This window comes from Novacetimonas maltaceti (assembly GCF_002906255.1).
Classification (GTDB): Bacteria; Pseudomonadota; Alphaproteobacteria; order Acetobacterales; family Acetobacteraceae; genus Novacetimonas; species Novacetimonas maltaceti.
Genome location: NZ_POTC01000002.1, coordinates 16,864 through 29,220, shown reverse-complemented (window position 1 = coordinate 29,220; position 12,357 = coordinate 16,864). Strand labels below are relative to the sequence as shown.

14 protein-coding genes are annotated in these 12,357 nt (G+C 67.3%); 8 read left to right on the top strand and 6 right to left on the bottom strand.

What is annotated here, in order from left to right:
- Window positions 1–104 precede the first annotated feature (104 nt).
- From KMAL_RS01265 to sucC, 6 genes are all read right to left on the bottom strand, one after another.
- Complete coding sequence (locus KMAL_RS01265) at window positions 105–632, bottom strand: 6-pyruvoyl trahydropterin synthase family protein (protein ID WP_110093955.1); 528 nt, start codon at window positions 630–632, stop codon at window positions 105–107.
- Window positions 625–1,365 (bottom strand): 7-cyano-7-deazaguanine synthase QueC, encoded by a 741-nt coding sequence (gene queC, locus KMAL_RS01260; RefSeq protein WP_110093954.1) that lies wholly within the window; start codon window positions 1,363–1,365, stop codon window positions 625–627. Before queC ends, KMAL_RS01265 begins: the two co-directional genes overlap by 8 nt.
- A gap of 1 nt (window position 1,366) precedes the next feature.
- A complete protein-coding gene (gene queE, locus KMAL_RS01255) occupies window positions 1,367–2,002 on the bottom strand; it encodes a 7-carboxy-7-deazaguanine synthase (protein ID WP_110093953.1) in 636 nt (211 codons plus the stop codon).
- A gap of 56 nt (window positions 2,003–2,058) precedes the next feature.
- Window positions 2,059–3,081 carry a biotin synthase BioB gene (gene bioB, locus KMAL_RS01250; RefSeq protein WP_110093952.1) on the bottom strand — a complete coding sequence of 341 codons (1,023 nt, stop codon included), beginning with the start codon at window positions 3,079–3,081 and terminating at the stop codon, window positions 2,059–2,061.
- A gap of 159 nt (window positions 3,082–3,240) precedes the next feature.
- Entirely contained in the window at window positions 3,241–4,113 is an 873-nt protein-coding gene (sucD, locus tag KMAL_RS01245; RefSeq protein ID WP_110093951.1) for a succinate--CoA ligase subunit alpha, read from the bottom strand.
- Window positions 4,113–5,315 (bottom strand): ADP-forming succinate--CoA ligase subunit beta, encoded by a 1,203-nt coding sequence (gene sucC / locus KMAL_RS01240; protein WP_110093950.1) that lies wholly within the window; start codon window positions 5,313–5,315, stop codon window positions 4,113–4,115. The genes sucD and sucC overlap by 1 nt, the downstream gene beginning before the upstream one ends.
- A gap of 183 nt (window positions 5,316–5,498) precedes the next feature.
- On the opposite strand from sucC, the gene KMAL_RS01235 reads away from it, so the two are divergent.
- From KMAL_RS01235 to KMAL_RS01200, 8 genes are all read left to right on the top strand, one after another.
- Window positions 5,499–6,323 (top strand): acyl-ACP desaturase, encoded by an 825-nt coding sequence (locus tag KMAL_RS01235; protein WP_110093949.1) that lies wholly within the window; start codon window positions 5,499–5,501, stop codon window positions 6,321–6,323.
- Between the two features lie 29 nt (window positions 6,324–6,352).
- The gene (locus KMAL_RS01230) at window positions 6,353–7,240 is read left to right on the top strand and encodes a Dabb family protein (protein WP_239019884.1); all 888 of its coding nucleotides are present in this window, start codon (window positions 6,353–6,355) and stop codon (window positions 7,238–7,240) included.
- Window positions 7,241–7,358: 118 nt separating this feature from the next.
- The gene (locus tag KMAL_RS01225; protein ID WP_110093948.1) at window positions 7,359–8,120 is read left to right on the top strand and encodes a glycine betaine ABC transporter substrate-binding protein; all 762 of its coding nucleotides are present in this window, start codon (window positions 7,359–7,361) and stop codon (window positions 8,118–8,120) included.
- Window positions 8,121–8,129: 9 nt separating this feature from the next.
- A complete protein-coding gene (locus tag KMAL_RS01220) occupies window positions 8,130–9,389 on the top strand; it encodes a class I SAM-dependent methyltransferase (RefSeq protein ID WP_110093947.1) in 1,260 nt (419 codons plus the stop codon).
- Window positions 9,386–9,916: a YdcF family protein gene (locus KMAL_RS01215; protein WP_110093946.1), complete on the top strand. Its 531-nt coding sequence runs from the start codon at window positions 9,386–9,388 to the stop codon at window positions 9,914–9,916. The genes KMAL_RS01220 and KMAL_RS01215 overlap by 4 nt, the downstream gene beginning before the upstream one ends.
- Window positions 9,917–10,033: 117 nt before the next feature.
- Window positions 10,034–10,954: an ACP S-malonyltransferase gene (gene fabD, locus KMAL_RS01210; protein ID WP_239019894.1), complete on the top strand. Its 921-nt coding sequence runs from the start codon at window positions 10,034–10,036 to the stop codon at window positions 10,952–10,954.
- Between the two features lie 71 nt (window positions 10,955–11,025).
- A complete protein-coding gene (gene fabG / locus KMAL_RS01205; protein WP_110093944.1) occupies window positions 11,026–11,787 on the top strand; it encodes a 3-oxoacyl-[acyl-carrier-protein] reductase in 762 nt (253 codons plus the stop codon).
- Between the two features lie 272 nt (window positions 11,788–12,059).
- Window positions 12,060–12,299, top strand: a complete 240-nt coding sequence (locus KMAL_RS01200) for an acyl carrier protein (protein WP_003618476.1) — start codon at window positions 12,060–12,062, stop codon at window positions 12,297–12,299.
- The last annotated feature ends 58 nt before the right edge of the window (window positions 12,300–12,357 follow it).

The window sequence follows — 12,357 nt, the reverse complement described above, 5'->3', positions numbered from 1 at the left end:
ATAACAGCCTGATGGATTTTGTGGCCCGGTTTCTGCCTTAAAATAAAGAAACGGTGCGCCTCATGGCCCCGGTGCCGGTCGATCCCCGGTCCCGGCGCGGTGCGTCAGGAATCCGAAATGCTCATGTCCGCGCGCCGCCACCAGCATTCGTGCGGCGGGCGGGGGGCAGGCAGCATCAGCAGCGGATCCCCGGCATAGCGCACGGTGTTGGTCGGCGTTTCCTCCAGCACGATTTCCGCGCAGGTCAGGATGTCGCCATCCGCGTGCAGGAAGGCATTGAGCTTCGCCATCATCAGGCAGGCCATCAGTTCCGTCGTGGGGTCGCCGGGTGTCACGATGATCCGTGCCGCGCGTTCGGGTTCGTGCGCGCGGAACCATGACAGCAGCGGATCGCCCTCGCCAAGCTGGAAGGCATGGTCGAGGCTGTTATCGACGAAATCATGCCATGTCCCCTTGGCCCGGTGGAAGGGGACGACCATGTTCTGCGTCCCGTCCAGGCGCACAGGGTTCGTCGGGCGCAGGGTCACGCGGACATATTCGTTGTGGCCATGCGGCAGCGCGCAGCGTTCACTTTCTCCCGAAAGCAGGCGGTGCGCCATGCAGAAGCGCCGGGTAAAGACCAGTTCAAGCATCTGATGTCATGGCCTCGAAGCGTTCCCATCCGGCGCGCCGCAACTGGCAGGCGGGACAGGTGCCGCAGCCGTGGCCCCACGGGTGCATGACGCCGCGCGTGCCGAGGTAGCAACTGTGGCTTTCGCGGTTGATCAGGTCCACCAGCGCGTCGCCGCCCAGTTCGCGCGCCATCATCCATGTCTGCGCCTTGTCGATCCACATCAGCGGCGTATGCAGCACGAGGCGGCTGGCCATGCCGAGGTTGAGCGTCACCTGCAGCGCCTTGATCGTGTCATCGCGGCAGTCGGGATAGCCGGAATAATCCGTCTCGCACACGCCGGTGATGATGTGGCGTGCATTGCGCCGCGCCGCCAGTGCCGCGGCAAAGGTCAGGAAGATGATGTTGCGCCCCGGCACGAAGGTCGTGGGCAGCCCGTTTTCGCCCAGCGTGATCTCCGCCTCGCGCGTCAGCGCGGTGTCCGATACCGCGCCCAACGCGTCGAGTGACAGCGTATGGTCCGGGCCAAGCCGCACGCCCCATGCGGGATCGAGTGCCGCCATGCCCGCGCGCAGTTTCTCGCGGCAGGACAGCTCGATACTGTGCCGCTGCCCATAGTCGAAGCCCAGCGTTTCCACATGCGCGAAACGTGACAGCGCCCATGCCAGGCAGGTCGCCGAATCCTGGCCGCCTGAGAAGACGACCAGCGCGCGCTCACCCGATGGGCCGGCGGGGGAAGGGGCGGGAATGGTCATGTCAGGGGATCCCGATCAGCTTGTGTGTCTGTAGCGAAAGCCGCCATTGCGGGTGCGCCATGCAGTATTCCACGGCGCGCGCGGTATTGGCCACACGGTCGGGGCCGTCCATCGGCTGCAGCCAGAACTGCGAAAACGCAAGGCCCGCGACCTGTTCGGGCATCAGGTCAGGCTGCGGGAAAACCAGCTTGAGTTCCTGTCCCGATTCCTGCACCAGCGCCGTGCCTGCCTTGGGGCTGACACAGACCCAGTCGATGCCTGCGGGGGCGGGGACCGTCCCGTTTGTCTCCACGGCGATGAAGAAGCCGCGCGCGTGCATCGCGTCAATCAGCGCCGCATCAAGCTGCAGCAGCGGCTCGCCCCCCGTAAAGACGACAAAGGCCCTCGCGCGGGAGGACGCGGGCCATGCGGCGGCGATCGCATCGGCAAGGGAAGCCGCGTCGGCAAAACGTCCCCCGCCTTCACCATCGGTCCCGATGAAGTCGGTGTCGCAGAACCGGCAGGCCGCGCCACTGCGGTCTTCCTCGCGGCCGGACCACAGGTTGCAGCCCGCGAAACGGCAGAAGACGGCGGCCCGGCCGGCCTGCCCGCCTTCACCCTGCAGCGTGGGAAAGATCTCCTTTACCGTATAGGACATGACAGGACGTGACCTTGTGTGAAAGTGCCAAAAGCGCGTGCCGCAGGGGCAGCGCCTCAGCAGGCACCGGTTGTGTGCATGCCCAGCCGCTGCAGCAGGCGCATGTCGCGGCTGGCGGCCGGGTTGGGCGTGGTCAGCAGCTTCTCGCCATAGAAGATGGAGTTCGCGCCCGCGAGGAAGCACAGCGTCTGCGCCTCGTCATTCATGTCCTCGCGCCCGGCGGCAAGGCGGACGCGGCTGGTGGGCATGGTGATGCGGGCGGCGGCGATGATGCGCACGAATTCGATGGGGTCGACCACATCGGCGTCCTTTGCCGCAAGCGGCGTCCCCTCGACACGGACCAGCATGTTGATCGGCACGCTTTCGGGATGGCGCGGCATGCTTGCCAGCGTCGCGATCAGGCCCGCGCGGTCATTCTCGTCCTCGCCCATGCCGACAATCCCGCCACAGCAGACATTGATGCCCGCGTCGCGCACGTTCGACAGCGTATCCAGACGGTCCTGGTAGGTGCGGGTGCTGATGATCTCCCCATAATATTCGGGGGAGGTGTCGATGTTGTGGTTGTAGTAATCCAGCCCCGCCTCACGCAGGCGGTGCGCCTGTGCGTTGTCGAGCATCCCCAGCGTCACGCAGGTTTCCATGCCAAGGCTCTTCACGCCCTCGACCATCGCGCAGACGGTCTCGAGGTCATGTTCCTTGGGCGAACGCCATGCCGCTCCCATGCAGAAACGCGCGGCCCCCGCGTCACGCGCGGCGCGGGCTTCCTTCATGACCGCCTCGACCGCCATCAGGCGGCTGGCCTTCACGCCGCCATCCTCGTGCATCGCGCTCTGCGGGCAGTAGGCGCAGTCTTCGGGGCAGCCGCCGGTCTTGATCGACAGCAGGGTGGAGATCTGCATTTCCGTCGGGTCGAAATGCTGGCGGTGCACGCCCTGCGCACGGAACAGCAGTTCGGGGAACGGCAGGGCGATCAGGGCTGCGACCTCGTCACGGGTCCAGTCGGTCCTGATGGATGACGCCGGCGGCACCGGGGGGGTGGTCACGGGCGGCGGGGCGGCCGCGGTAAGGCCATCGGACATCTGGCGGGATCCTCGGACGGTTCAGGGGTTGGGAAAGCAGCATCTGCCATACAATGGCGCTGCTTGTCACGGACTGCGCGGCGATGCGGAATGTTTTTTGGCGCATGCCCCGGCCGGGACATGCGGGGGACGCCCGTGCGCGCCCCCGCATGCCGGGTGTCAGCCCAGGATGCGCGCCAGCGTGGTGCCCAGTTCGGCCGGGCTTGCGCTGACATGGATACCCGCCTCGCGCATGGCCTCGATCTTGGCGGCGGCGGTTTCATGCCCCCCCGTGATGACCGCGCCCGCATGGCCCATGCGCCGGCCCGGCGGTGCCGTCGCCCCTGCGATGAAGCCCACGACCGGCTTCTTCGTGCCGCTCGCACGGATCAGTTCCGCGCCCTCGATTTCCGAGGTGCCGCCGATTTCCCCGATCATGACGATCGAATGGGTGTCGGGGTCCGCGATCAGGCGTTCGAGCACATCGGTGAAATCCATGCCCTTGACCGGGTCGCCGCCAATGCCGACGCACGTGCTCTGCCCCTGTCCGATGGCCGACGTCTGGGCCACGGCCTCGTACGTCAGCGTGCCGGAGCGCGAGACGATGCCCACATGGCCGCGCCGGTGGATGGGGCCGGGCATGATCCCGATCTTGCATTCGCCCGGCGTGATGATGCCGGGGCAGTTCGGGCCGATCAGCAGGCTCGACGAGCGTTCGAGCGCCATGCGCACGCGCACCATGTCCAGCACGGGAATGCCTTCGGTGATGCACACGATCAGCGGGATTTCGGCTGCGATCGCCTCCAGGATCGCATCGGCGGCGCCGGCGGGCGGGACGTAGATGACGGACGCATCGGCGCCGGTTGCCTCGCGCGCCTCGGCCACGGTGTCGAACACCGGCAGGCCGAGATGGACCTCGCCGCCCTTGCCCGGCGTCACGCCGCCGACCATGCGGGTGCCATAGGCGATGGCCTGTTCCGTGTGGAACGTGCCCTGTGCGCCGGTGAAGCCCTGTGTGATGACCTTGGTGGAACTGTTGACAAGAATGGACATCAGGCTGCTCCGGCGTTGCGAACGGCGGCGACGATCTTGCGGGCGGCATCGCCCAGGTCGTCGGCGGGGATGATGGTCAGGCCGGATTCGGCCAGCAGGGCGCGCCCGCGTTCCACGTTGGTGCCCGCAAGGCGCACCACCAGTGGCACGTTCAGGCCCGTATGGCGCGACGCGGCGATGATGGCCTCCGCGATCACGTCGCAGCGCATGATCCCGCCAAAGATGTTGACGAGGATGCCGCGCACCTTGGGGTCGGACATCAGGATGCGAAAGGCTGCGGCCACGCGCTCGGTCGTGGCGCCACCGCCGACGTCGAGGAAGTTGGCGGGCGATTCGCCTTCCATCTTGATGATGTCCATCGTCGCCATCGCAAGGCCCGCGCCATTGACCATGCAGCCGATCGACCCGTCGAGCCCGACATAGGCGAGGCCATGCCGCGCGGCCTCGCGCTCACGCGGGTCCTCCTCGTCCTCGTCGCGCAGTTCGGCGAGGTGGGGGTGGCGGTAGAGCGCGCTGTCGTCGAACGACATCTTCGCATCGAGCGCGAGAAGGTCGCCCGCCCCGGTGACGATCAGGGGATTGATCTCCACGATGGCGGCATCCAGCCCGCAGAACGCGTCATAGGCGGCGCGCACGACCTTCTGGAACGCGCGGATGGAGCGGCCCTTCAGCCCGAGTTTCACCGCAAGGTCGCGCGACTGGTAATCGCACAGGCCAAGGGCGGGGTCGATGCTGGCCTTGAGGATGCGCTCGGGGTGGGCGGCGGCGACGTCCTCGATTTCCATGCCGCCTTCGGACGAGGCCACCACGGCGATGCGGCCATTCGTGCGGTCCACCAGGAGGGAGAGGTAGAGTTCGCGCGCGATATCGCAGCCCGATTCGATGTATACCTTGCGCACAATCCTGCCCTGCGGTCCGGTCTGCTTCGTGACCAGGGTGCGCTCCAGCATGGCGTGTGCGGCGGCACCTGCTTCCTCCGCGCTGCGGGCAAGGCGTACGCCACCCCTGTCGTCGGCGGCGCCCGCGAAATGCCCCGCGCCGCGGCCACCGGCATGGATCTGCGCCTTGACCACGGTCAGGGGTGCCGCAAGCTCGCGCGCGGCGGATGCCGCATCTTCGGCAGAGGTGGCGACACGACCGTCAGGCACGGGCATGCCGAACGAACGCAGCAGCGCCTTGGCCTGATATTCGTGAATATTCATCTTGCGACCCAATCTGTCGTTTTTCTTGTTGTCTGCGGAATGTGGCGTACACGATCCGTGCGGGGTTTTACAACGATCCATGATACGCAGGCTTGGCGTTATGGCGAAACATGTGCCATGTCGTGCGGCGTAATGACATGTCCCGGTGGGGCTGACGGAGTTTATGCGAGAGTACGGGTTGCGATGAAACACTGGCGCATTGAGCAGATGGACTGGGACGGGTTCGACCCGTCGCGGGTAAACCCGGAGGTCATCCCCCTCGTCAAGGCTGCATCGGTGGTGGAGCGCAACGGCGTCGATTATGCCGCGTATCTCAAGAACGTGTTCGCGGATGATCCCGATTTCCGGCAGGCAGCCGACCGCTGGGCGCATGAGGAAGTGCAGCATGGCGACGCGCTGGGCCGCTGGGCGATGCTGGCGGACCCGTCATGGGATTACATGGACGCGTTTGAGAGGTACCGGAAATCCTACCGGCTGGACCTTGATGTCGACACTTCCATCCGCGGGTCGCGCACGGGCGAACTGATCGCGCGCTGCATGGTCGAAACCGGGACCTCCTCGTTCTACACCGCGCTGGCCGATGCGACGGACGAGCCGGTGCTCAAGGCGGTGTGCAAGCAGATCGCCGCCGACGAATACCGCCATTTCAAGCTGTTCTATGACCACATGCACCGTTACCTGGAGCGCGAGAAGCTGGGTGTATGGCAGCGTGCGCGCATCGCCCTTGGCCGCGTGGGGGAAAGCGAGGACGACGAACTCGCCTCCGCCTATCACACCACCAACGACGCGCCGGGGCAGCCCTATGACCATCGCCGCTGCATCGCGGCGTACATGTCGCGCGCGCTGAAGGTCTATCAGCCCCGCCATACCAACCGCGTGACGGGCATGATCCTCAAGACGATAGGATGGACGCCGCATGGGAAGCTCCATGCGGTGATTGCACGCGCATTCTATTACCTTTTGAAATTTCAGCAGAAAAGATTTGCCCGCATGACGGTGGCGACCTGAAGCGCATGGCAGGCGGAGACGGAGAAGGCATGACGGTACGATATTGGCGCACCATGGCGGGCAGGAAGGCGGCGGGCGCCGGGATCCTGCCGCGTGTCGTGCTTGGCGCGGTCCTGTCCGGGGTTGTCCCGGTCATGGGCGGCATCGCGCCGCAGGCCCGTGCCGATGCGCCCGATGCGTCCGTGGCCCCCACGCCCACGACGGCAACCGGTCCCGCCGTGCAGCCCGCACCGACTGCGCCAGCCACACCGGCCGCCGCGCCTGCTACGGCACCGGCCACGGCCCCCGCGACGCCCGCGCCCGCGGCGCCGTCTGGTGTCGCCACGCCGCAGGCCACCCCGCCTGCACCTGCGCCCACACCTGCAACCGCCGCGCCGACCGGCCCCCTGCCCAGCGGAGGCCCCGACGCCCCCGAACTGGGGGAGGAGGCACGGGCGGTGCGCCTGCAGGCGGCGCAGATCGGGCTGCGTGCCTTTACCGCCGCCGGTTTCCATCCCGGCAAGGTGCGCCATATCGTGCTGATGCGTTTCCTGCCGACCATCACCGACGCCCAGCGCGCGGAGGTCGTGCGCAGGTTCATGGCGCTGGCCCGACTGTCGCGGCGTGACAATGGCCAGCAGGTCATCGCCAGCATCGAGACCGGCGTGCAGATGGGTGGCGAGGGCGTGGACCAGGGCTTCGAGCAGGGCTTCATCGTGACCTTCAATTCCGAAGGCGACCGCAATTACTATGTCGGGAAGCCGGTGGTCACCGATCCCGCCTATTTCGATCCGGCGCATGAGGCGTTCAAGAAATTCGCGGCCCCCTATATCATCGGGGTGCTGGTGTTCGATTACGCGCTGCCGTCGCATCAGGTGCAGCATCCGCGCCGCGCCGCCGCACTCACGCGCCCCGGCATGGCGCAGCAGCAGGGATGAAGAGGCCCCCGGCCCATGACGCGGGCAGGGGGATGGACAGATCGGGTTTCGGGAGTGTCGCGCTTGTGTCGATCATGTGCGCCTGTCAGGAACGCACCCGCCAGAATGGAGAATTCTCATGACATCGGTCACGCTTGGACACCTGGACGAAACACTGCACGAGGCCACGGCCGCCGCCGTCGCGCGCGTGCTCGAAGCCTATGAACTGGAAATCGAATACGTCCCCGGCACGCATGAGGCGCTGATGGCGCACATGCGCAATGGCGATATCGACCTGTTCGTGTCCGCATGGCTGCCGGACGTGGATGCCGCCTACCTCGACCCCGCGCTGGGGATGGAGCCTCTGGGCGACCTGTATCGGCCGGAATTCGGCTGGTACCTGCCGACCTCCGCCGCGACGGGCCTGACCTCGATCGCCGAACTCGCCGCCGATGGCCATGACGTGAACCGCGAGATCGTGGCCGCGCAGTCCGTGCTGGACCGGGTGCGCCACGGGGTTGCGGCCTATAACCTGACGGAACACGGCTTCACCATCGCCGCCCGCCCTGACGGGGACGCGGTCGAATATGCCGACCAGGCGATCAAGACCGGCGATCCGGCCATCATCGCGCTGTGGCAGCCGAACTTCCTGCATTATGGCAGCACGAACCTGACGCCTCTGGCCGATCCCAAGGGGGCGCTGGGCACGGCGCAGACGGCGCGCATGCTGGTGCGCCGCGCGGTCAGGCCGGAACTCGACAGCGACATGCTCGACGAGCTCGACGAGCTGACGCTGGGCAACAAGGTGGTCAGCGCGCTGGACCATGCCATGCGCGTGGAGGGCATGAGCGCCGACGCCGCTGCCGAGGCATGGCAGCGTGGCAAGCTGCTGCCGCGCTGAGGCCCGGCAATGGAGGCGACCGGGGGCGGTGATGCGCGCGACGGGGGACTTGCGGCCCAGTATGAGGCCTATCCCTATCCCGAACGCGACCCGCGTGATGAGAAGCGGCGGCTGCTGATCGGCAGCCCCAGCCACCTGCGGGAAATCGACTACTGGGTGTTCGGCGCGACCCGCCCGCGTTCGCAGCCGCTGCGCGCGCTGGTGGCGGGGTGCGGCACCGGGGACGGGGCCATCATGCTGGCCACCCACATGTCGCGTGAGGCGCGTCCCGGCGAGGTCGTGTGCGTCGACCGTTCGGAACATGCCCTGCGCATCGCGCGTGAACGTGCTCAGGCGCGGGGGCTGGACAACATCCGCTTCGTGCCGGGGGACCTGACGCGGCTGGATGCGCTCGGCCTCGGGGCGTTCGATTACATCGACTGCTGCGGCGTGCTGCACCACCTGCCGGACCCCGATGCGGTGCTGGCTACGCTTACGGGCATGCTGGCGCCGGGGGGCGGCATGGGGCTGATGGTCTATGCGCCTTATGGCCGGACGGGCGTGTACATGGTGCAGGACGCGCTGGCGCGGCTTGCCCCGCTGGAGGAGCCGCCGGCACGCAGGCTGGATGTGGCGCGGCGTGTCATGCGCCACCTGCCCGCCACCGCATGGCTGCGGCAGAACACCAATTTCGGCGATCACCTGACGGGCGGGGACGCGGGGCTGTATGACCTGCTGCTCAACCCGCGTGACCGGGCCTATGACGTGACGGCGCTGTTCGGGCTGCTGGACCGCGCGGGGCTGTCGGTCGCGTGCCTGATGGAGCCGCTGCGCTATGACCCGGCGCTCCTGCTGGCGGACCCGCGCCTGCGCGCGCGCCTGCGCGACATGCCCGAACGCGACCGTGCTGCCGTGGCGGAGGACCTGGCGGGCAACATGGCGACGCATGTGGCCTATGTCACCCGCGCCGACATGCCGGTGTCGCGCGCCGACCCGATGGCCATGGACTCCGTGCCGGTGATGCGGGAAATCCCCGGCGTCGAACTGGCGAAGCAGATCGGGCCGGACGACCGGCTGCCCTTTGCGTTCGGCACGCTGGTGGTGCCTGTCGCCGTGCCGCCGCAGACACGCGGGCTGTTGCCCCTGATCGATGGGGAGCGCACGGTGGGCGACCTTGCCGCCATCATGGAGACGCGGGGCATCCCCGCCGCGCGGTTCGCCACCATCTGGCGCACGATGTTCACCACCCTGTCCGGGCTGAACCGGGTGCTGCTGCGCGCGCCGAAGTGACGGGGGATGGCGATCGCCTGCCGATTGTCATCTTTGGCGCGCGCGTCCGCCCGGACGGCACGCCCTCGCGCACCCTGCGGCTGCGGGTGGAGGCGGCGGTGGCGTTCGCGCGGACATGTGAACGCCCCCTGCTGATCCCCACCGGGGCTGCGCGTGACGGCCTGCCGTCGGAGGCAGCGGTCATGGCCGCGATGCTGCGTGACCTCGGCATTGCCGCAGAAGACATCCTGCCAGAGGAGACGGCGCGCGATACGCTGGAGTCCGTGCAGGCCTGTTCACGGTTGCTGCGCGCCATGGGGCATCGCGGTCCGGTGGCCGTGGCGACGAGCGCCTATCACCTGCCGCGCTGCATGGCGCTGATGGCACTTGCGCGCTGGCGGGTCATGCGTGTGCCTCCGCCGCCGCATCCGGCCGCGCGCGCGCTGCCCCGGCGCTGGTTCTGGCGCCTGCGCGAAGGGGCGGCCCTGCCCTGGGATGTGCTGCTGATGCTGGTGCGGGGCAGGGGGAGTGCGACATCGCAAGATTGACAGCGGGCGTGTCGTGCCGCCATCACCGCAGGGATTTTTTTGAACATTGAGCGGGACACGACAGCCATGCCTGTGCAAGCCTTTATTTTCCCCGGCCAGGGAAGCCAGTCCGTCGGGATGGGACGCGACCTTGCCGAAGCGTTCGCCCCTGCGCGCGAAGTCTTTCAGGAAGTTGACGACGCGCTGGGCCAGCACCTGTCGAAGCTGATGTTCGAAGGCCCGATCGAGGACCTGACCCGCACGGAAAACACGCAGCCGGCGCTAATGGCGGTCTCCCTTGCCGTGCTGCGCGTGCTGGAGCGTGAGGGCGGGGTGAACCTGCGCACGGAGGTCGCGCTGGTGGCCGGGCACTCCCTTGGCGAATATTCGGCGCTGGCGGCGGTGGGGTCGTTCGGCCTGACGCAGACGGCGCGCCTGCTGCGCCTGCGCGGGCAGGCGATGCAGAAGGCCGTGCCCGTCGGCAGGGGGGGAATGGCGGCGCTGATTGGCGTGGACCTCGAACAGGCGCGCGCCATCTGCGAGGAAGCGGCGGTCGTGAAGGAAGAAGGCATGCCCGACCGGCGCGAGATCATCGAGATCGCCAATGACAATGGCGGCGGTCAGGTGGTCGTGGCGGGCGAGATGCCGGCCATCGAACGTGCGATCGCGATCGCCAAGGCCCGCAAGGTCAAGCGCGCGCTGGCGCTGCCGGTTTCGGCACCTTTCCACTGCTCCATGATGGAACCCGCGGCGCAGGCCATGCGTGAAGCCCTGGCGCATGAGGAGATCCGCACCCCCGTGATCCCGGTCGTTGCCAACGTGACGGCGGCGAAGGTGACGGACCCCGCCACCATCCGCGACCTGCTGGTGCGGCAGGTCACGGGCACCGTGCGCTGGCGCGAAAGCGTGGAGGCAATGGTGGCGATGGGTGTGGACAGCTTCGTGGAGATCGGGGCGGGGAAGGTGCTTTCGGGCCTCGTGCGGCGCATCAATGGCGACGTGGCGACGCGTTCGGTCGGCACCCCCGCCGATGTCGAGGCATTCCTGGCGGCGCGCTGAGGCGGCACCAGTTGCGGCGGCCCGCAGGCGGCGGGACCGCCATCCCAAGTAGCAAGGAAAATGGCTGTTAGATGTTCAGGCTTGATGGAAAGGTGGCGCTGGTAACCGGGGCGTCGGGTGGAATCGGCAGTGCGATCGCGCGCGCGCTGCATGGGCAGGGGGCGTGCGTCGTCCTGTCCGGCACGCGTGAGCAGATCCTGCGCGATGTCGCGGCGTCCATCGCGCGCGACGCGGGCACGGATGAGGGACGGCTGCATGTCTGCACCGCCGACCTGTCGGACGCGGCGGCGGCGGACGCCCTTGTCGCCACGGCGGAGGAGAAGGCGGGCGCCCCGCTCGACATCCTCGTCAACAATGCCGGGCTGACGCGCGACACGCTTGCGATTCGCATGAAGGACGAGGACTGGAACCGCGTCATGGACGTGGACCTGTCGGCCCCCTTCCGCCTGTCGCGCGCGACGCTCAAGGGCATGCTGCGCCGTCGCAGCGGGCGCATCATCAACATCGCCTCCGTCGTGGGCGTGACGGGCAATGCGGGGCAGGTGAACTATTCCGCCGCAAAGGCCGGCATGATCGGCATGAGCAAGTCCATGGCGCAGGAAGCCGGCGCGCGAGGCGTGACCGTCAATGTCGTCGCACCCGGCTTCATCCAGACGGCGATGACCGATGTCCTGCCCGATGCGCAGAAGGAAAAGCTGGTCTCCGCGATTCCTCTGGGCCGGATGGGCCAGCCCGACGACGTTGCGGCGGCCGTGGTCTACCTCGCCTCGGCGCAGGCGGCGTGGGTGACGGGGGCGACGCTGCATGTCAATGGCGGCATGGCGATGTCCTGAAGCGGGATTGGAGAGAATTTCGCTGGACACCAGGCCCGAAGTGGCAAAAAAGAGGGGGTGAACGGGGCGGCGCATTGCGACATGATGCGCCGCAGGCACAAGGAAATGCGATCATCGCCTTGGCGTGGACACGCAAACCGTGCTAATCGCCCGCAGCTTCGTCCGAAGCGGGCCGGACGCTTTTTCTCGCGTTTCCGGTTTGCGGGACGTTACCAGGACGAATGAGTTTCGAACCGCCCGTTTCTTCAGGGGCAGACAGGAAGCAGAGACAGATGAGCGAAATTGCCGATAAGGTTAAGAAGATCGTTGTCGAACACCTCGGTGTTGACGAAAGCAAGGTGACGCCGGACGCCTCTTTCATCGACGATCTGGGCGCCGACAGCCTGGACACCGTTGAACTGGTGATGGCGTTCGAGGAAGCCTTCAGCGTCGAGATCCCCGAAGATGCGGCGGAAAAGATCACGACCGTCAAGGACGCGATCGACTACATCGAGAAGCAGAAGGCCGCCTGAGCTGCGTTCGCGGCTTTTGAGGCTTGAGTAAAGAAACAGTCAGGTATTGTCAGATTCA

Coding starts and splice junctions, on each gene's coding strand:
- bioB (WP_110093952.1), bottom strand. CDS start 3,081: ATGTCCGATGGCCTTACCGCGGCCGCCCCGCCGCCCGTGACCACCCCC.
- KMAL_RS01200 (WP_003618476.1), top strand. CDS start 12,060: ATGAGCGAAATTGCCGATAAGGTTAAGAAGATCGTTGTCGAACACCTC.
- fabD (WP_239019894.1), top strand. CDS start 10,034: ATGGGACGCGACCTTGCCGAAGCGTTCGCCCCTGCGCGCGAAGTCTTT.
- sucD (WP_110093951.1), bottom strand. CDS start 4,113: ATGTCCATTCTTGTCAACAGTTCCACCAAGGTCATCACACAGGGCTTC.
- queC (WP_110093954.1), bottom strand. CDS start 1,365: ATGACCATTCCCGCCCCTTCCCCCGCCGGCCCATCGGGTGAGCGCGCG.
- sucC (WP_110093950.1), bottom strand. CDS start 5,315: ATGAATATTCACGAATATCAGGCCAAGGCGCTGCTGCGTTCGTTCGGC.
- KMAL_RS01230 (WP_239019884.1), top strand. CDS start 6,353: ATGACGGTACGATATTGGCGCACCATGGCGGGCAGGAAGGCGGCGGGC.
- KMAL_RS01265 (WP_110093955.1), bottom strand. CDS start 632: ATGCTTGAACTGGTCTTTACCCGGCGCTTCTGCATGGCGCACCGCCTG.
- KMAL_RS01225 (WP_110093948.1), top strand. CDS start 7,359: ATGACATCGGTCACGCTTGGACACCTGGACGAAACACTGCACGAGGCC.
- queE (WP_110093953.1), bottom strand. CDS start 2,002: ATGTCCTATACGGTAAAGGAGATCTTTCCCACGCTGCAGGGTGAAGGC.
- KMAL_RS01235 (WP_110093949.1), top strand. CDS start 5,499: ATGAAACACTGGCGCATTGAGCAGATGGACTGGGACGGGTTCGACCCG.
- fabG (WP_110093944.1), top strand. CDS start 11,026: ATGTTCAGGCTTGATGGAAAGGTGGCGCTGGTAACCGGGGCGTCGGGT.
- KMAL_RS01220 (WP_110093947.1), top strand. CDS start 8,130: ATGGAGGCGACCGGGGGCGGTGATGCGCGCGACGGGGGACTTGCGGCC.